This window comes from Martinezella hainanensis, assembly GCF_900094555.1.
Taxonomy (GTDB): domain Bacteria; phylum Pseudomonadota; class Alphaproteobacteria; order Rhizobiales; family Rhizobiaceae; genus Rhizobium; species Rhizobium hainanense.
On record NZ_FMAC01000004.1, the window covers coordinates 171564 to 189682 of the forward strand.

The 18119-nt window shown below is 56.8% G+C and carries 16 protein-coding genes and 3 pseudogenes; 6 read left to right on the forward strand and 13 right to left on the reverse strand.

Translation table 11 applies throughout. The features are described 5' to 3' along the window. Positions 1 to 108 precede the first annotated feature (108 nt). The 4 genes from GA0061100_RS35540 to GA0061100_RS34985 form a co-directional block, all read right to left on the reverse strand. A complete protein-coding gene (locus GA0061100_RS35540; RefSeq protein ID WP_143525448.1) occupies positions 109 to 348 on the reverse strand; it encodes a transposase in 240 nt (79 codons plus the stop codon). Positions 349 to 412: 64 nt separating this feature from the next. After that, the gene (locus tag GA0061100_RS34360; RefSeq protein ID WP_143525435.1) at positions 413 to 943 is read right to left on the reverse strand and encodes a hypothetical protein; all 531 of its coding nucleotides are present in this window, start codon (positions 941 to 943) and stop codon (positions 413 to 415) included. 128 nt (positions 944 to 1071) lie between these two features. Further along, entirely contained in the window at positions 1072 to 1719 is a 648-nt protein-coding gene (locus tag GA0061100_RS34110) for an ISL3 family transposase (RefSeq protein ID WP_159444781.1), read from the reverse strand. Between the two features lie 40 nt (positions 1720 to 1759). Continuing rightward, positions 1760 to 1924: a hypothetical protein gene (locus GA0061100_RS34985; RefSeq protein WP_208621536.1), complete on the reverse strand. Its 165-nt coding sequence runs from the start codon at positions 1922 to 1924 to the stop codon at positions 1760 to 1762. Positions 1925 to 2017: 93 nt separating this feature from the next. Here GA0061100_RS34985 and GA0061100_RS14565 point away from each other — a divergent pair. Next, a pseudogene (locus GA0061100_RS14565) lies at positions 2018 to 2198 on the forward strand (hypothetical protein); the annotation flags it as partial. A gap of 95 nt (positions 2199 to 2293) precedes the next feature. Here the strand turns inward: GA0061100_RS14565 and GA0061100_RS35460 are convergent. From GA0061100_RS35460 to traG, 6 genes and pseudogenes are all read right to left on the reverse strand, one after another. Next, complete coding sequence (locus tag GA0061100_RS35460) at positions 2294 to 2599, reverse strand: hypothetical protein (RefSeq protein WP_075853433.1); 306 nt, start codon at positions 2597 to 2599, stop codon at positions 2294 to 2296. A 218-nt stretch (positions 2600 to 2817) separates the two neighbouring features. Then, a complete protein-coding gene (locus tag GA0061100_RS35545; protein ID WP_083961356.1) occupies positions 2818 to 2982 on the reverse strand; it encodes a transposase in 165 nt (54 codons plus the stop codon). Positions 2983 to 3059: 77 nt separating this feature from the next. Continuing rightward, on the reverse strand, positions 3060 to 4997 hold the full coding sequence (locus GA0061100_RS35390; protein ID WP_075853434.1) for a M10 family metallopeptidase: 1938 nt from the start codon (positions 4995 to 4997) through the stop codon (positions 3060 to 3062). A gap of 142 nt (positions 4998 to 5139) precedes the next feature. Next, complete coding sequence (locus GA0061100_RS14585) at positions 5140 to 6450, reverse strand: HlyD family type I secretion periplasmic adaptor subunit (RefSeq protein WP_075853435.1); 1311 nt, start codon at positions 6448 to 6450, stop codon at positions 5140 to 5142. Continuing rightward, positions 6447 to 8159: a type I secretion system permease/ATPase gene (locus GA0061100_RS14590; protein WP_075853436.1), complete on the reverse strand. Its 1713-nt coding sequence runs from the start codon at positions 8157 to 8159 to the stop codon at positions 6447 to 6449. Before GA0061100_RS14590 ends, GA0061100_RS14585 begins: the two co-directional genes overlap by 4 nt. An 852-nt stretch (positions 8160 to 9011) precedes the next feature. Continuing rightward, positions 9012 to 10742, reverse strand: a pseudogene (gene traG / locus GA0061100_RS14595) (Ti-type conjugative transfer system protein TraG); the annotation flags it as partial. 93 nt (positions 10743 to 10835) lie between these two features. On the opposite strand from traG, the pseudogene GA0061100_RS34365 reads away from it, so the two are divergent. Continuing rightward, positions 10836 to 10949, forward strand: a pseudogene (locus tag GA0061100_RS34365) (P-type DNA transfer ATPase VirB11); the annotation flags it as partial. A gap of 218 nt (positions 10950 to 11167) precedes the next feature. On the opposite strand, the gene GA0061100_RS14600 reads toward GA0061100_RS34365, so the two are convergent. Beyond that, the gene (locus GA0061100_RS14600) at positions 11168 to 12553 is read right to left on the reverse strand and encodes an O-antigen ligase family protein (RefSeq protein WP_075853796.1); all 1386 of its coding nucleotides are present in this window, start codon (positions 12551 to 12553) and stop codon (positions 11168 to 11170) included. Between the two features lie 154 nt (positions 12554 to 12707). Beyond that, on the reverse strand, positions 12708 to 13283 hold the full coding sequence (locus GA0061100_RS14605) for a sugar transferase (protein WP_075853797.1): 576 nt from the start codon (positions 13281 to 13283) through the stop codon (positions 12708 to 12710). Between the two features lie 187 nt (positions 13284 to 13470). Between GA0061100_RS14605 and GA0061100_RS14610 the strand changes: the two genes are divergently transcribed. Further along, entirely contained in the window at positions 13471 to 14406 is a 936-nt protein-coding gene (locus GA0061100_RS14610) for a UDP-glucose 4-epimerase family protein (protein WP_075853437.1), read from the forward strand. A gap of 15 nt (positions 14407 to 14421) precedes the next feature. Here GA0061100_RS14610 and GA0061100_RS14615 read toward each other — a convergent pair whose 3' ends face one another. Next, positions 14422 to 15708 carry a nucleotide sugar dehydrogenase gene (locus GA0061100_RS14615; protein WP_075853438.1) on the reverse strand — a complete coding sequence of 429 codons (1287 nt, stop codon included), beginning with the start codon at positions 15706 to 15708 and terminating at the stop codon, positions 14422 to 14424. 261 nt (positions 15709 to 15969) lie between these two features. Between GA0061100_RS14615 and GA0061100_RS35135 the strand changes: the two genes are divergently transcribed. The 3 genes from GA0061100_RS35135 to GA0061100_RS14635 all read left to right on the forward strand — a co-directional run bounded on the left by GA0061100_RS35135 (position 15970) and on the right by GA0061100_RS14635 (position 18097). Next, positions 15970 to 16158 carry a hypothetical protein gene (locus GA0061100_RS35135; protein WP_075853439.1) on the forward strand — a complete coding sequence of 63 codons (189 nt, stop codon included), beginning with the start codon at positions 15970 to 15972 and terminating at the stop codon, positions 16156 to 16158. A gap of 620 nt (positions 16159 to 16778) precedes the next feature. Next, a complete protein-coding gene (locus tag GA0061100_RS35140) occupies positions 16779 to 17246 on the forward strand; it encodes a hypothetical protein (protein ID WP_075853441.1) in 468 nt (155 codons plus the stop codon). Between the two features lie 167 nt (positions 17247 to 17413). Further along, positions 17414 to 18097 carry a YoaK family protein gene (locus GA0061100_RS14635; RefSeq protein ID WP_075853798.1) on the forward strand — a complete coding sequence of 228 codons (684 nt, stop codon included), beginning with the start codon at positions 17414 to 17416 and terminating at the stop codon, positions 18095 to 18097. The last annotated feature ends 22 nt before the right edge of the window (positions 18098 to 18119 follow it).

Below are 18119 nucleotides of genomic sequence, written 5' to 3' on the forward strand. Positions count from 1 at the left end.
TAGTCAAATGAGCGAGATGGTTGGAAAAGGATTGAAGTCAGATTTCAAAGGTGTCAATGCCGACTGAAAAATCCTCAAAAGTAGGTTCTTCCGCAATTTCGATGCAACTCAGCTTCCGATGATGCGTGAGCGCAGGAGGTCCATCCCAGTTCTTCCGTACATGGAACGCTTGGTGAGCTTTAGTTTATTGATCTTACCCTCGACCGGGCCGGTGCTCCAAGGCATCGTCAAGGCCGCTCGAACCGCCTCGACGTCGCGACGGGTTCCACGCGCGAACGACGATAGCGGCCCGGCAATCGCATCATTTAGCCACGGCTTCAGCGCAGCGATTTCCCGACTACAGATCAGGACCGGAAGCGCCGTGCCAGGTCGGCAGCAGTGGCAACGTCAGGTGAGGCCGAGGAAATCGCATTCACAAAGGCTCGCTCGGCGGAAAAGTATCGATTTCGGCGGTTAAGAGACGAACAGTCTGCCGGGATGAAGGCGTACGCCATGAAGATTTGCGCGAGGCACGAGACACTGCAGGTGCGGGGACGCCGTCGCGCAGCCTCACCTTCACCCACTGGCGAAAGGTCTTTACGCTCTCGCTGTAACATCGATCACACACCTCCCTGTAGAGACGGGTCGCGTTGCGGCAGCCTTCAAGCCATCGCCTACAGACGTAGTCTGCATAGGCATCGGCTGGGTTCTCCGGGAAGATCTTGCGTTCCCATGTTCCCGGTTGATTGTCTTTCACCCATTTCCGTATGGTTTTGAGGTCGACGCCGAATTCACGCTTGATCGCCAACTGGCTCCAGCCCATGCCGTTCAGTCGGATGACCTCATCGAAAAGAGCACGCCGATGTTGATGCCGGTTTTGCTGTTGCCGTGCTGTGTGTTTATGGAGCGGCTCTTCTTTCATTCGCTCGCCGCGTATTCGATCATCCGTATCGATCTGCGCCATAAGCGACTTCCCAACATCGCGGATAAGGCAGTATCACCGCTCCACGACATTCTGCAAGGCGTCGGAACAGTTGCGCAGAAGATACCAACGATCGGCGACTTGCTGCGCTTTCGGCGCCCCTCCCGAGCTCATCGCGCGTAAGCGCCAGCTCTGTCCCGAGCGATGACTTCAACACCGGGATGGTCCGTAAGCCAATCCGAAAGCGTGTCATTCTCGCGGTCGGGCAACAGATCAACGACGTTATTCGTTTCGAGATCGACCAGGATCGTTCTATAACGCTGTCCTCGGCGCCAGGTCCAATCGTCGACGCTCAGGACGCGAGGCGCCTCCCAATTGTCAGAGGGTCGTGTCCGCACAATCCGCAAAATGGTGTCGGCGCTCACAGGCACGCCAAGGCGGGCGACGAGCCTCATGCCTGCTTCTCCTCCCACTGCCATGCCGATAATGCGATGCACATCTCCCAGGCGTCTGGTGCGCCGACAATACCGCCAGATCACATCACCTACGTTCTCGGCAAATAAGCGCCTGCGGCATCTCGCGTTGCTGCAACGCAAGCGACGGACATTCATGGTTATTGTGACCGCACGTCCTTGCCACGGCAGGTCGGCGAGGCGTCGCTCGTAATGACTATGGGTGCGATGCGAAGCTTTGCGGCAGTCTGGACATTTGGCTCCTGTCGATCGGAAGCGACAATCGATCGATATTACCTCTTTCGATTGCTGAACGTGATCGACGACCAAAGACGGCGGGATCAACGGTAGAATGCGCTTGCCCATTTCCATACTCCTGCTGATTCGTGTGTCGAATCAACAGGATTCAGAAAGCTGCACCGAAATTGCGGAAGAGCCCGCTATTGAGGAGTATTGCTCCGGTAGTGACAAACCGCTCCTTCTCCGCGTCCGACCAGTCGCGCGGCTTGCGTCGCGCCCGCACCGCCGTAAAAACCTCGAATGTTCGTGGCTGATTCACGCTGTCGCTCATAAGATTCCTCGCATGATTCATGCAGAAGATTCCTGATCAACAGGCTAAATGATGCGTGGGGTTGCCTACGCGCTTACGCTCTACTCGACCAGCGCGCAATTGCAGCAGGAGCGCCGATCTGATGGTGCTGCGCGGACACTGCTATCTCAATCTAAAAATGTACGACGATGCCGAACGCATCTTCACCGCAGTCGCAGCCACCGGCAATCGCGATGGCAGCCGAGGCCTGAGAGACCTCATGCTCGCCAAACACCCGCCGCGGGGAGAATATTGACGTCGCCGGCCGATTCGGTGTCGTTGTTTAAGTTAGATGACCCGGATACGGTGTGAGCGTCCGGTGAATGCATTTTTGTGTCTACGAGGCGCGGTTTAGGACTTGCGGCATAGCTCATCCGCCATGACGCGCTCGATCATCTCGGGATCGCATTGTTCATCGACGAGGAACTGGCGGATTCCACCATCCCACGTCCGTATGTCAGCCAGGAGATCTCGAAGGTCATCAATTCCATTTTCGGTCAGGCCTTTTGTGCCATCTTCACTGTCATCGCGGACATATACCAATTCGCCCCCAGCGATATTGTCCGAGTTGGCGGTGACTTCCTCGAGTAGTTCAAGGTTCTCGCCGAGTATGACGGCGACTTCTTTGAGCGTGTAGATGAACCTCGAGCGTGCCATCACGCAGCTTCGTATCGGTCTTTCGCCAGCACCCACTGCCACGGAAGCAATTCCTGGAGCCGATTCTTGGGATGGCTCTGGATCCTCAGGACGATTTCAACGTCTTTGCATCTCGACCGAGCACTGCTCCTCTTGGAACCGTCACTCACGCTCTCCGACGCTTCGATAAGCGATACCGGGATGAGCGATGCGGCCTGGGGAGATTCGGGTGGCAAGAGCTACTTTCGCCAAGCGTAAATCTGCTGCGGAAGAACGTCATGCCGGCGCGCGACATCCGAAACGGTGCCATCCGCACTGAATGCTTCTTGCAATATCGAAAGCTTCAGTTCCGTCGACCATCGACGTTGTCGCTCGGCGCCCGTCAGGATCTCAACCTTGGCCATTCATACCCTGTTACGTCACGAACGAATCATCTGTGTCGTAACTTGCGCCAATCCCGCAACTGACCTTAAGGTCCTACCTATGCAAGCACGCCGTCATTCACGTAGGTCCGGCCCTCAAAGATACCGAACTCCAAATAGTGTACAAGAGGATTGATACCGGCAGCAGCGACATCAGGATAAAGCTTCAGGTAGCCCGCGGTATCAAAATTGGCGGACGGATCTCTTCCTTCATGCCAACCATACTGCAAATAATGCGTGAACGGATTAACGTCGGCAGCAGCCACATCTTTATACTTTGCCAAATACGCTGAGGTGTCAAAAAACGCGTTTGGATCGCGCCCCTCAAGCCAGCCATATTGATTATAGTGCTGCACCGGATCCAGATGGGCCGCTGCCACATCCGGATTGCTCTGGAAATAGTATGTACCGTTGATCAACAGCTCGGCTGCATTAAGAGGGCGGCCCTCATAGATACCGAAGTTTAGATAATGTTGAAGTGGATCAATCTTGGCGGCGGCGACGTCCGGATTGATCCGCAGATATTCCAACGTATGGAAAGCGTCGGACGGGTCGCGTCCCTCCTTCCACCCAAACTGATCATAATGCAGTAGTGGGTTGATTCCAGCAGCTGCAACGTCGTGATACTTAGCCAAATATTCGGAGGTATCGAAGAATTTATTTGGATCGCGCCCCTCGCGCCATCCGTAATTCAAGTAATGCTGATCCGCGTCGGCGCCCGCGTTAAGAACGTCACGATTATGAGTGTAATAGAACATATCGTCGACCAGACTGTCACCCTGAACAACGGTTCTATCAGAAAACTGCAGTTTCTCGATTGAAACCAAGCTTTCCGCCGCTCCACCGCCCTTGACCACCATTGCGCGATAGCCGTAGTCGACCGTCGCATCTGCCAGCCTGAAGTTGAGGACGGCTGTGTCAAAACCAACTCCGCCATCTAACCAGTCGTTGCCGGCGCCGCCATTCAGCCAATCGTTACCGGCGCCACCCTTCAGCGTATTGTTTGCGGCATTGCCGATAATCGTATCGTTGCCGGAGCCGCCAATTGCGTTTTCGATCAACGAGCGGCTATCGCCATTGTACTGGAGGGCATTGTAGACATTGCCGTGTGCGAAGTTGCCCTCTCCGAGGTAGGCGCTTTGTGCAGCGGACATCAATGACCAGCTGCCCGGTTGCAAATTTATAGACTGATTTGTGGTGTAGTTTGAGAAATCATAGGTATCGTTGCCGCCGCCATCCCAAATGGTGAGAAAAATGCGATTGTCGCCAGGCTTTCCCTGCCCTACACCATCGATGAACATTTCACCGGTCGTGGGTGAAAAGGTGTAAGTCGTATCTCCGGAATGCGTCGTGAAATTAGCCCCGTACAACTTCTGGATGGCTGCGATGTCATACATCATTAACGACTGAGCAAAGCCGAAATCTTCGTTTGTGTAACCAAAGCTCGTCGATGCCGCAAAATAGGAGCGGTAGCTCATGACAGTGAATTCCATGCTGTCATGCCAGATGCTCATCTCCGAGGAGTTATAAAATGAAGGCTCAAAAGAATGCTTGAGGCCAAATGCATGTCCGATTTCGTGCAGAGTGGAGATCCAGGCATAATTGCCTTTGATCGGATCGGTCATCGCACTTGTGCCGGTCTGCGTACCAAACCAGACGTCGCCACCAAGATCAGAACTCGATGGAAAATACGTATAGGCGGTATCTTGCGCCTCATCCGACATGCCAAACCTAATTGTGGCACTTCCCGCATCGGCTTTTTCGTTGAAGGAAAGATTCGAGACGGAGGCATATTGCGCCAACGCAGAATTCACCGCAGCCCGCATGGTTGCATTGAGTGGCTGAAACGTCAGCTGCTCCCCGGTGCTATAGCTGCCATACTGCGCGCCACTCGTCGTAAATGAAAAATCGAGTGAGGTTTGCGCCCAATACTGCCCGTAGATCAAGTCATCGGCATCGTCTCCAAAAACCGAAACCGGATAGGTGATTGTTAGCATTCAATAGATCTCCGAGAGCATGGCGACTTTAACGGCACATTTTTACTGAGCTGAATAAACGAGGCAGGAAGAGCTTGCAAGTAAGGGTAGCATCAACTTTGGCGCGATCATTAATTTCCCAGCATCATCCATTTCCACATCGTTACTGTTCTTTAAACGCGCGAACCACTTGATCGGATAACGGTTTTGCCAAATATGCCAACACCGTTCGCTGATCCGTCTGGATGAATGCCTCCACCGGCATCCCTGCCATCGGCATCAAATTACCGAGCCGTGCCCATTCGACCTCCGGTATAGTAACTCTTATATCATAGTAGCTCTGCCCGGTGCGTTGATCAGTTGTCAGGTCGGCCCCGATGCTCGTTATTCGGCCCGTCAATCCCGGCGTGGTGCGTTGATTGAAAGCCGAAAACCGAACCATCACCTCCTGCCCGACCGCCACTTGGTCGATATCCCGTGGTGATAGCTTAAGTTCCGGCGTCAGCGCATCCTTGTCGGGCACGATCTGCATGATCGCCTCACCAGGCGTAACGACTGTTCCGGCAGCATGAACGACAAGCTGATGAACGATCCCTTCCTGAGGTGCGCGAATATCGATATGTTTCAACTCATCTTCGGCGGCAACAAGCCGCTCGGAATATTCGCCGATATCACTTTCGGCCTGGCGTAATTGGTCCGATATCTCGGTTCTTTGATCATCATCGACTTGAATAATCTGCAATTGAGTTTCGGCGATTTTTCCATTGGTTTGAGCCGCGGAGGCGATCAGGCTCCCAAGCTGGCCGGTGAGGTCCGCAGCATCGCGCCGTAAGCTATAGACCCGCGTTGCGGGAATGATACCCTGCTCAAGCAATGGCTGAAGACTGGCGAGTTCGGCATTTATGATATCGATCGCCTGTCGTTTGCCTTCCTGCTGAGCGCCCAACCCCTCCGCCTCCTTCGAAAGCTGACGCACCCGCTCAGCTAACTGTGCCTTGCGGCCTGTCCTGGATGAGCGTCGATCTTCAAACAGCCGCCGTTCTCCATCGAGTATCGCCGCCACTTCGGCTATATCTTGCTCGTTTAGAAGGTCCTCTGGAAAAGCGATTGATTCTTTCGCATCTCGTTCTGCCGAGAGCCTAGCTACGCGCGCCGAAAGTTCCTTCAGACGCTTCGAGATGATGGCGCGATTGGCACGGGCCTGCGTATCGTCGAGATGCACGAGTATTTGGCCAGCTGCAACGAGATCGCCGTTTTTGACGAATACCTGGCCAACAGTACCGCCCTTTTGGTGCTGGACGGGCTTGACATAGCTGTCAACAACCAATGTGCCAGTGGCGATAACGGCACCCTGAAGACGAATGGTGGCAGCCAACCCTCCCAAAACGCCAACGAGAAGGACAACGGCGGCGAGCGCAACCAGCGTCAGGCGCCGGACGGCACGTTCAGCGAGCGGCGTAAGAGCGCCGTTCATTGTGCCATCTCCTCACCGCCGATAATCAGCCGGACGGGTTGAGGCCCCGCGGGTCCGGGCTGCGTTGTCCTCCTGAGAACCTCATCTTTCGGTCCGAAAGCCTGCATTTGGCCATTCGTCAACACGAGAACCTTATCGACCGCTGCAAGCGCGCTGGGACGATGCGCAACGACGACGACAATGCCTCCACGGGCCTTCACGCTCAAGATCGCTCGCGATAGCGCCAGCTCTCCATCAGCGTCGAGATTCGAATTCGGCTCGTCGAGAATGATCAGGAACGGCTCGCCATAGAGCGCGCGGGCCAGCGCAATGCGCTGCCGCTGCCCGCCCGACAAGGCAGACCCTTGCTCGCCAATCTTCGTTTCAAAGCCTTGGGGAAATTGCAGGATCATATCGTATACGCCCGCCGTCTTCGCAGCAGCAATGATCTTGTCCGATGTCGCATCCGGATCAAACCGGGCAATGTTTTCGGCGATAGTTCCGCCAAACAATGCGACATCCTGCGGCAGATACCCGATATGTTTACCAAGGGCATGCGGATCCCATTGCGGCAGCGCTGCTCCATCCAAGCGAACCGCTCCTCCAACCGGTGGCCAAAGACCGACGAGCCCCCGCGCGAGTGTGGATTTGCCGGATGCGCTTGGGCCGATCACACCAACTGAATCCCCCGCCTGGAGCTCTATCGAGATGTTTCGTACGATCGAGTTCTTGGACCCCGGCGCCGCAAGGTGCAGATTTTCCACTTTCAAGGTTTTCTCCGGCTTGGGCAAAGCGACCTCTCGCCCATCGACGGATATCAAGTCGGCGAGCCTAGTCAGACGCGACCAACTATCTCTGGCGGCGACAAAGCTCTTCCACTGGCTGATTGCCAATTCGACCGGAGCCAATGCTCGGCTGAGGAGAATGGAACTCGCAATCATGATGCCGCCCGAAGCTTCCTGACGAATGACGAGGATCGCGCCAACGGCAAGCACGGCTGATTGCAGCATCATCCGCAAAATCTTCGAAATTGTCCCGAGGGTAACGGTTACGTTTGACAAGCGTAAATGATTGCCCAGATAGCGGCTATTGATCTCATCCCACCTCGCGCCAAGCATATGACCGAAACCCATCGCAAGTACGGCTTCGGAGTTTCTACGCGTTGCTTCCGCCAGCGCCATTCGTTCCGAGACGATCTTGGCTGCTTCTTTTGCGGGCTCGCGCGACATCCGTTCGGCCAGGATCGTGAGGCCGACGAGCATCAAGGCACCGGCTAGTGCCGTGACCCCGATCCAGATATGAAAAAGGAAACACAGACCAAGATAAAACGGCATCCAGGGAATATCGAACAGAGCGGTTGGTCCCGGCCCCGAAAGAAATGTGCGCACGACATCAAGGTCCCGTACGGGTTGGAGGCCATCTCCGTGTACCTGCACACGCGCTGGGAACAGGGCAAGAGAATCGTAGACTGTTGCTCCAAAGCGCTCATCGACCGAAAGGCCCACGCGCACAAGCAGCATTGAGCGAACCACCTCAAGAATCCCTTGGAAAGCATAGAGCGTCGCCGCAATGATACCCAAGCCGATAAGGGTCGGCAGACTTCGTGCGGGTATCACCCGATCGTAGACCTGCAACATGAAAAATGAGCCGGTTAGCGCAAGAACATTGACTAGGGCACTCGTCGCTCCAATACCAAGGGAAGCCATTTTCAGCGACGATAGCGCCGCCATCAGAAACGATCGCGGCGACTTAATAATAGTATCGGACACCTCTAGATTCCGCGTCCGCTGTTGCGAGGAGAACACAAGCCGCCCTGCCAGAAAATTGCTGAAACCACATCCCTTAATAGAAAGAAGTTGTTCGCGTCCTTGACTATCAAGGATGCACTTTCTCGCTCATCAGTCATGTATTTCAGCCTTGCCCCAATTCCCTCAGTAATTGATCTGCCGACTGTCGCTCAAAGCAATCCCTTAGAACACAATAAGCCGCGTGGTGATCGATGCATCTGAAAGATGCTGTACGACTTACGTTATGCTACGGCAACAGCTGAACATCACTCTATGATCTCAACCTTAACCAAACCTAACGGCGGAATTCAAATATTACACCGGCGCAGCTTACAAAAGTTAAAAATAACCAGGTTCTTCTGAGCGACTTGGAGACCCGCAGAAATCTTCAGTAGCTGACGAGTGCCTAAATATTGGGCATATGGATGCGCAACCTCTTACACTATCAAACATCTGCTCAGCCTTCTTGAAAGCCACGCGCAGAAATTTACCGGTTTCCGACATCGACAAAAGGGACTATTGCCTAGGCGTCCTCAAGCATCTTAAAACGGAACCGGCATTATTCTTGATACACTTGCTGATCGACGCTCGTCGGATATTTCCCAGTCCCCGCGTTAGGCGATGTCTTGCTCAGATTCGACATGATTTAAGTTACTAGCGCAAGCCGTCGGCAAACGTCATCGCGTTCTGCGACCGCCAGTGGCTGCCAGATTGGCCCGCTAATTTCAAAGACTGGCTGTCGACTTTTCTCTCCTTGCCAGGATTCGTCACAGGCTTCAGCTTTGTCGCCAAAGCCTAGAATTTCACAAAACGATTGACCTTTGCCACCTCATTCAGCTCCTTGCGACGGAAATAGATCGCTCGTCCGCAGCGAATGGGACTGTGGCCCTGGACAATGATGATCTGCTCGTCCTTGCGCATCGACTGGGTGATTTCGTGCGGCATGATCAGCGGTCGGCGCTGGAAACTGATGCTTTCGGATTGGCGGGCGCTGCTATCGGAATTGCTCCAGCCGAGGTTGCGCGAACGTCCCCGGACTTCGACCGTCATGTCTCCACATAGGGCGGAGACATTGCGTGCTGTATAGAGCGCCTTGATTGCGGCGTAGGATGTGAAGGCGCAGCCTTCGATCCAGGAGGTCGCTCCGTCCTTTCCGAAATGACGCTCGAGCTGGCCGACGGATTGGTACATCAGCATCAGTGTGATGCCATACTTGCGCCCGCGATCGCGCGCTTCTTCAAGAATGCGCATGTAACCCAGTAGATCGACCTCGTCGAGCATGAAGAGCGCTCGGTGGCGGAAGTCGCCGTCGGCCCGAACCATAGCATTGATCAGCGAGCCGCTGATCACTCGGCCAATGCCCGGATAGGAGCGCAGGATCGATGCAGGGATATTGAGGAAGACGTCCTTCCGTCCGGAAGCGATGTCGCTCGATTTGAACGCATTACCGCAGACCAGTGCGGCATAGTTGTCGAGCGACAGCCATTGCGTATCCTTGGATGCGGTCGAATATATGCCGGAGAAGGTCTGCTCCGTCATGTTGGTGAAGACGCCGAGCGTCTCGCGGATAAAGGTGGACGCGGAGTTTTCCTGGATGTCGCGCAACATGGCAAGCACCGACGGTTCCGGCTCGGAAACGATCAGGCGCAGGCTACGCAAGTTGCGGCGGCAGGCATATTCGGACGATAGCATCACATGAGCTAGAAGCTCAGTTAGCAGATTGTGCGCTTGGTTCTGGAAATAAGAGCCAGTCGAAGCGTAGTCTTTCCGACAAAAGCGCATGGGCGATCCCAACGATGTCTTCTTCCTTGCGCGCCGATCTCTCGATCCCATCAAGAACATTGAAGCCCATGACCGGATTGGTGGGGTCGAGTACCATGACCTCGCGGTCGAGCGCATGGGTGCGATGTTCGAGAACCATCGGCGCGACCTCAGTCGACGGATCGAGACAGATCAGCGGTCCCCTATAGCGCAGCGCCGTCGGGATGACATTGCTGGTCGTCTTGAAGCCGCCGGAGCCCGCGAAGAATAAAATATGGGTGGAATCAAAATTCTGATTGAAAGTCATGAGTGGCGCCTCGCCACCTTGCCCCCAAGTCGCCTGATCGTTCGGATCAAAAGGCAACGCATGCACGCGATCACGGTCGACGCGGTAGCGCCCGCCGATAACGAACTCTCCGTCCGAGGGGAAGAGCTTAGCCACTTCCGGCATGGGCAGCCAATCGGCATCGCCGAAGATGCCGCGCTCGGCGCGCTTTATCGGATCGGAAACGACGAACGAGATGCACGCGGAGATTGCGACAATACCAAATCCGAGAATGGTCCCGGCAACCGCGAAGGCGTCGAGATAAGTGAGCACCTCGTTCCATATGATGACGCCATTCTCCACCCATGGAACCGACGGGAATATTCCCGTAGGGCGTAAAAGCCTGCCACGCATGAAAAACAAAGAAGGCTCGCAAAAGCGATCGGCCGACGGCGATGCAGCGGCAATGCCGAGACCGTCAGAAGTGAGGCGATAGAGCCGTCACACGGTCCGGCGCGTCCAACTTCAAGCGCTCCGATGCGGCAGTGAAGCTCGACGTGGCGGCCTGCAACGAAGTCATTATCTGGACCTCCGATGCAGAGCGCAGCGATGTTCGTAGTCTGCTCAAGGTTGCGGTCGATATCATTGTCCAGGGCAAGCGGATCGACGGGCGGTTTCGGGTGAACGAGATTTATTTTGAGCCGTGATCGAGCGGAGAAATGATTAGTCCCTGCATTTTACTATGTTCGCTTCAGCCGACGTTCCTTGTACGGAAATTAGGTGAAAAGGACATGAAACTTAACAGTCGCACTCACCCTTCAAAACAGCGAACATCACAATCAATGCTTCCGGAAGGACAGATCATCCTAGACTGGATCGTGGTGTTCTCTGTGTCGCAGCCGAGGTGTTCGTGCAACTATCATGATCACGCTTTCACGGTCGCTTTTTTCCTTTCCACCTTCGACATCGTCAGATAGTCCCCCTTCAGCCGCATGTGGCACCAGCAGGCGAAGGCGGAGGAGGCGAAGGCCAGGCCTTCGCCGATCGCCAGGCGGTTGTTGGAATTGCTGAGCAGGGTCAGCGAAAAGAAGAACAGGCAGGCGATATAGGCATGCCATGCGGCGCGCGGGATGATGCCGGCCTTGTGGGCGCGCCAGACAGCGCGGATGAAGACGCCGAGCATGAAGCCCATGATTGCCGCGCCGAACAGGCCGTAGCGCACCAGGATCTCCAGATAACCGTTGTGCAGCAGCGTGTACTGGATATGGGAATAGCGGGTCTCGGCCCAGCGCTCGAGCCATCTGTTGCCCCAGCCGAAAATCGGCGCGGAGGAAAAGACCTCCCAGCTGTTCGACCAGAGCTGCAGGCGCTCGTCCATTGATACAGGGGTGTTGGTCGAGCTGATGGTATTGGAGACCACGCCACCGAGATCATGGCCGCCGGTGACATTCTCCACCATGGAAATTGCCGCCGACACGGTCGGTCCCGCCGTCTTGTCGAGATTGTGCCTGACACCATAGATGCCGGCGATCAAAAGGGCTGCAACGGCAATAATGGCGACGACGCCGCTCTTCAGGCGCAGATAGGTCAGCGTAATCAGCGCCAGCAGCGGCAGGGTGATGCCGAGCGCCAGCCAGACGCCTTTCGATTTGGCGCCGTAGATGGCGATGAAACAGAGCGCGAAGATGAAGGGCGAGACGATATAGGCAAAGCGCGCGATCCGGCGGTCGCTCGATTTGTCCGTCAGGTAGTGCAATAGCCAGAACAGGGTGAAGATCACGATCATGCCGCAGGCGACGGCGCCATGGATCTGATTGTTCATGATCAGCGGGCGGATGGTCTCGCCGGCAAAGACCTCGCGCAGATGCTGCGTGGCGACCAGCATGATGAGGACCACGGCAAAATAGGCCGCGACGATCTTCTCCATCAGCTCTTCATAAAGCAGGAAGGCGACGCCCATGATGGGGAAGAAGAAGGGGAAGGCATAGAGCCAGTCCGAGGCGCCGATATCGTGCTGCGGTGTCAGCCAGAAGGTGATGAAGAAACGGGCCATGACATAGAAGGCCCAGCCCATGCAGAGCCAGCCGATCCAGTCCGTGCGCGGCCGTATGGGTGCCTTGACATAATAATAGAGGGCAATCAGGGACAGGAGAGCGGTGGCATAGCGATAGGCATCGCTTTCGACCACGGTCGGGGAGGCGACGAGTAGCCAGAGCAGGCCACCGATGATGGCGACCGGCTTTGCCATGCTGCTTGAGGCCTTTGTGACGCCGATCGGCTCAGCTGCGAGATCAGCATGCGGTTTGTTCATGCGCGAGTCGTCCAATGTGGTCCGCCTTCGTCTAGAGTCGGTTCATCATCCGGCATTTCTCGCCCCCATGACGGCCCCTATGGTCGCAAAGGGGCAGGAATACGGCATTTTCCCATGCCGGTGCATCAATGATGTCGATTTCGCCGGATGCTTGTTAATGGGCAACTCCATCGCGCCGGACCACTTTCAAGGCTGTCAGGAAAATGACCTTGAGATCGAAAAGAAAGGAGCGCCGGCGCAGATAGTCTTCGTCCAGGGCCACCTTCTCGGGGATCGGCAGTTCGTCACGGCCGTTGACCTGCGCCCATCCGGTCAAGCCTGGCAGCAAAGCGTCGACGCCGCACTCGGTGCGCAGGGCTATGAGGTCGTGCTGATTGAAAAGGGCAGGGCGCGGGCCGACGATGCTCATCTCCCCCTTGAGGATGCACCAGAGCTGCGGCAGTTCGTCGAGGCTGGATTTGCGCAGGAAGGAGCCGATGGGCGTCAGATAGATCTTGGGATCCTTCAGCAGATGCGTCGCGACCGCCGGCGTGTCGGTGCGCATGCTGCGGAATTTCGGCATGCGGAATATCTTGTTTTTGCGGCCGACGCGATCCGACCAATAGAGAATCGGGCCACGCGACGTCAGCCGCACGGCGAGGGCGACGATCAGGATCGGAATGAAAAAGACGATGGCCGCCGCAAAAGCGGCGAGAAAATCGAAAAGGCGCTTGGCGATCGTATAAAGCATCATCTCTTGTTGTTGCATCGTCGCCGCTTCAGGCGGCGATGAAGGTCGTCATTGCCCTGTGCATCTCATATCGCGAATTTAAGCACAACCATCCACGACAAGATTCCCTGCCCTTGTTCCGCGGCGCTATCCCGTGCAAAGCATGTTTGCGGTAATGGTGGTGCGAAAAAGCGGAGGCAGCGCAGGCATGATCCTGGTGACGGGTGCGACGGGTTTTGTCGGGCAGGCCCTGTGTGCCGAGCTTTCCCGCCGGCGGATGGACTATCGGCCAATCAGCCGCACATCCCGCCCCGGTTTTGTCGCGACCGGGGCGATGGATGGCCATACGGATTGGTCCGATGCGCTCGCTGGTGTCGATGTCGTCATGCATCTGGCGGCCCGCGTCCATGTCATGAACGAGAGCGCCACCGATCCATTGGCGGCATTCCGCGCCGTCAATGTCGACGCCACGGTCAACCTGGCGCGACAAGCCGCGCGCGCGGGCGTCAAGCGCTTCATCTTTTTAAGCTCGATCAAGGTCAATGGCGAGGAGACGGCGGCGGGAAAGTCTTTCAGGGCTTCGGATGTACCGCATCCGGAAGATGCCTATGGCCGCTCGAAGCTCGAGGCGGAGGAGGCCTTGTTTGCGATATCAGCGGAAACCGGCATGGAGGTCGTCATCATCCGGCCGCCGCTCGTCTACGGCCCGGGTGTGAAGGCGAATTTCGCAAGCCTGATGACATGGGCCGCCCGGCCGTTTCCCTGGCCGTTCGGGGCGGTTCGAAACCGCAGGTCGCTGATCTTCGTCGGCAATCTCGTCGACTTCATGTTGCTCAGCGCTCGCCATCCGGCCGCTGGAAATCGCGTGTTTCTGGTCAGTGATGGCGAAGATCTTTCGATCGGCCAACTGATCGCCAAACTATCCTTGGCCGCGGGGCGCAAGGCTTGGATGCTGCCGGTGCCCCCAGCGTTGCTGGAGGGGCTCGCCGCGCTTCTGGGGCGTCGAGCCGCCGCGCAGCGGCTGCTTGGCTCGCTTCAGGTCGATATCGGCGAGACGAGGGCGGTTACCGGCTGGTCGCGGCCCTATTCGATCGAAGAGGGGTTGGCGGCGACGGTCGCCGGTGCCGGGGCAAAAGCGCACTGAGCCGGCATTTCAGTCTTAGAGACTCCAGACCGAATGCCCGGCCAGCAGTGGATTGGCTCGATCCAGCGCCGCCTTCACGTCGACGACGACGCCGTTCTCGCTCAGGAGATCGAGGATGTTGACGGCACCTTCGGCCAGATAGGATTTGTGGGGAACGGCAAGGACGAGGGCGTCAAGCTTGCCGAAATCCTTCAGCTCCATCAGGCGGATGCCATATTCCTCTTCAGCCTCCGGGTGGCTCGCCATCGGGTCGTGCACGAGCGGTTCCAGGCCGAACTGATGCAGTTCACTGATAATATCGGGCACGCGGCTGTTGCGCAGGTCGGGCACGTTTTCTTTGAAGGTCAGGCCGAATATGCCGATCCGGGCGCCGTTGATCGGCTTTTTTGCCGCGACCAGCATCTTGATGAGCTTCTGGGCGATGAAAGCGCCCATGCCGTCATTGATGCGCCGGCCCGACAGGATGACTTCCGGGTGGTAGCCGAGCTCTTCGGCCTTCGCGGTCAGGTAATAGGGATCGACGCCGATGCAGTGGCCGCCGACCAGGCCGGGAGTGAAGGGCAGGAAGTTCCACTTCGTCCGGGCCGCCTTCAGCACATCGGCCGTGCGGATATCCATCTTCTCGAAAATGATCGAAAGCTCGTTCATCAGTGCAATGTTGAGGTCGCGCTGGGTGTTCTCGATCACCTTGGCGGCCTCGGCCACCTTGATGCTGGAGGCGCGGTGGATGCCGGCCTGGACGACGGCGCCATAGATGGCGGCGATCTTCTCAAGCGTTTCCTCGTCGTCGCCGGCGACCACCTTCACGATGCGCTCGAAAGTATGTTCCTTGTCGCCTGGGTTGATGCGCTCCGGCGAATAGCCGACATGAAAGTCTTTGCCCTGGCGCAGGCCGGAAACCTCCGCCAGCACCGGACCGCAGACTTCCTCGGTGACGCCGGGATAGACGGTCGATTCGTAAACGACGATCGAACCTTCACGCAGAACCTTGCCGACAGTGCGGGAGGCAGAAATCATCGGCCGCAGATCCGGCTGCCGGTTCCGATCGATCGGCGTCGGCACGGCGACGATGAAAATATCCCGATCGCGCAGGTCCTCGATCTCGCTGCTGATGTGCAGTCCGCTCGCCCGCAGCCGTTCGGCAGAAACCTCCTGAGTATCATCCTCGCCCGCCTTCAGTGCGGCGACACGGGAGGCCTTTATGTCGAAGCCGACCACATCATGGAATTTTTCGGCCAGCGCGATCGCGACGGGCAGGCCCACATAACCGAGGCCAATGACGGCAATTTTTTCGTTCAACACACCATACCTCGAACATTCCGCCTGAATTAGCGCAAATCCGAAGCGGATGTCAGCGCCTAATATTTGCCTTCAGGATCATTTCAGCTGTGGGTCGCATGAATGTGATGACCGGTCAGCGGCTTTGCAATGGCCCGGAAGTGCAGCCTTGTCGCATGTTGCGCCTCAGCTTTGGCGGAGATGCATAGGATGCCTATCGAAACTTTCTGGTTTCAACCCCATTTATTTGGGTGAGACCTATTTTCTCGGAAAGCGTGGTTCGCAATGCGAAACAGCTATCTTAAACATCTACGCACACAGCGCGAGCAGCTTGAAGCCAAGCTCGAGCTGCATATAGCCCGCTATTGTTTCGGCGACGAAGAGGTGGACGACGGCACAGAGGCGGAGCTGCGGCAACGTATCGCCGAACTGTCTGACGAAATCACCGAGCTTGAAACCCAATGGGGTGAATAGTCGGTCGGCTGCTGAACGCAGTCGCCGCCTCGCGGGCTTCGGACGGTACTCGGTGCGATAGAAGGTGCAAGGAAGTCCTGCGTGGGATTCAGTTGCCAATCCGCAAAGGGTGGATTGGCAAAGAGAGCCACCGAATCCGTGGATATGGGTGCTTGGCAAGCCGAAAACGGCTGGCCGGGCGCGCAGGCTCCGGCCTTTATCAGGTCGTCGGCGGAGGCCTGGTCGGTCATCAGCCTGATTTTCATCGCTTCATCCGGTGTAATCAGCCGTATAGAACTCGGAGTGGCACTCATTGCCATGTCGAGGATCGACCGATCGATGCCCATTTCCCTGAAGTAAGCGAGAAATTTTGATCGCTGTGATTTCGACAGCGTCGTGCTGTCGCGCAGCCCGATAAACTTGCGGCTGATTTCCTGGCGACTGATGAGGCGCTTCTTGCCGTTAACGATCTGATATTTCATCCGGTAGAGTATCCGCTCCTGATCATAGGTCGTCTTGACCTGATGGACGCCCACGATACCGAAGGGGCTGATGACGCGCCTGACGCCGGCGGCCAGTACGAAAGGGCAGGCTGAGAAACATCTGGCGCCAGCGGAATAGACGACGCCTTTTGCGCCGGCGTGCCAGCCATCGCCACAAAGTGGCTGGTCGTTCGGGCAAGATCGAAGTCTCGTGCCGCCCACGGCCACGGACAGGCCGCGCTTTCGGATGATTTCACCCATTTCCATTGCAGCCGCTACATTTCCGCCGGGCGAGTTCAGGATGATGGGCAGCTTCCTGTTGCCGATACTGACCAGAAGCTTGCGCAGATCGCCGGGGGATTTCGCATCGATCATGCCTTCGGCGGCAATCCAGTCGACGCAGCCCTCGGGTCGACAGCCGCCGGAGCCGGGATCGGCGTGTACGAGCATGAACTGCATGGGTGCGCCCGGCACCTGTGCTGCCGCCATCGTCGCCAAGGTAAAGAGCGCCAGTCCCGCCGCGGCGCCCAGCCGACAATTTCGAACAAGGAGGTGCGCAAGATGCGAGAAAACGACTGGAATCATGAAGCGATGCCTCCGAGCATCTTTGTGACGGATGGCCAGTAAAACACAACTCCGTTAAGCAAGTCGATGCAACCTTGATCTGCAGCATGCCGCCGCCGTCCGGTTGGCGTTCCACGGCGACGTTTCGTTTCGCGGCCACGCAAGCATCTCGACATCGGCGGCTTTTCGGCGCGATAAGGTCGGAGACGATCGAAGCGCGCGAGGAACCAATGAAGCCGAGCCTTCCCACCCTTCTGAGCATCAATGGTGGCTATGTCGACACCGCCGGGTTTCTTGCCCTGCATGGGCTGTTCACGGCGCATGTCACGGGCAATTTCGTTACGCTCGGCGCTTCATTGGTACTCGGAACTTCGGGTGCCCTTGCCAAGCTTCTGGCTTTGCCTGTCTTTTGCGTCGTCGTCATTCTTGCCCGCCTTGTCGGCGGCGATCTCTCGCGGCGTAATCTGCCGACCTTGCAGATCATCCTGTCGCTGAAATTGCTGTTGCTCGTGCTTGCGGCGATCCTCGCCATGTTTTTCGGTCCGTTTGGCGATGGGGACGGGTGGCAGCCGATTCTGACAGGGATGACGCTTGTCGCCGCCATGGCCATTCAGACGACGGCGCACCGCATTCATCTCGGCTCGGCGCCGCCGACGACGATGATGACGGGCACGACGACGCAGATCATGATCGACATTGCCGATCTGCTGCGAGGTACTAAGCCGGAGGAGAAAACCGCTATGAAGGCGCGGCTTGGCCGCATGGGTATCGCCGTTGGCGGCTTTGCCTTCGGTTGCGCGCTGGCGGCGGCGCTTTTCATGCTTGCCGGCATGGCTTGTTTCCTGCTGCCGCCGGTTCTGGCGCTTGCCGGAATTCTTATGCATACCGGCAAGGCAGAGGCCAAGCCGGCTTAGCTTCTTGGTCTCCGTCCATTCT

Coding starts and splice junctions, on each gene's coding strand:
- GA0061100_RS14590 (WP_075853436.1), bottom strand. CDS start 8,159: ATGGCGGCGCTATCGTCGCTGAAAATGGCTTCCCTTGGTATTGGAGCG.
- GA0061100_RS35135 (WP_075853439.1), top strand. CDS start 15,970: ATGCGAAACAGCTATCTTAAACATCTACGCACACAGCGCGAGCAGCTT.
- GA0061100_RS35545 (WP_083961356.1), bottom strand. CDS start 2,982: ATGGCCAAGGTTGAGATCCTGACGGGCGCCGAGCGACAACGTCGATGG.
- GA0061100_RS14600 (WP_075853796.1), bottom strand. CDS start 12,553: ATGAACAAACCGCATGCTGATCTCGCAGCTGAGCCGATCGGCGTCACA.
- GA0061100_RS34360 (WP_143525435.1), bottom strand. CDS start 943: ATGGCGCAGATCGATACGGATGATCGAATACGCGGCGAGCGAATGAAA.
- GA0061100_RS34985 (WP_208621536.1), bottom strand. CDS start 1,924: ATGAGCGACAGCGTGAATCAGCCACGAACATTCGAGGTTTTTACGGCG.
- GA0061100_RS34110 (WP_159444781.1), bottom strand. CDS start 1,719: ATGGGCAAGCGCATTCTACCGTTGATCCCGCCGTCTTTGGTCGTCGAT.
- GA0061100_RS14635 (WP_075853798.1), top strand. CDS start 17,414: ATGAAGCCGAGCCTTCCCACCCTTCTGAGCATCAATGGTGGCTATGTC.
- GA0061100_RS14585 (WP_075853435.1), bottom strand. CDS start 6,450: ATGAACGGCGCTCTTACGCCGCTCGCTGAACGTGCCGTCCGGCGCCTG.
- GA0061100_RS14610 (WP_075853437.1), top strand. CDS start 13,471: ATGATCCTGGTGACGGGTGCGACGGGTTTTGTCGGGCAGGCCCTGTGT.
- GA0061100_RS14605 (WP_075853797.1), bottom strand. CDS start 13,283: ATGCTTTATACGATCGCCAAGCGCCTTTTCGATTTTCTCGCCGCTTTT.
- GA0061100_RS35460 (WP_075853433.1), bottom strand. CDS start 2,599: ATGGCACGCTCGAGGTTCATCTACACGCTCAAAGAAGTCGCCGTCATA.
- GA0061100_RS35390 (WP_075853434.1), bottom strand. CDS start 4,997: ATGCTAACAATCACCTATCCGGTTTCGGTTTTTGGAGACGATGCCGAT.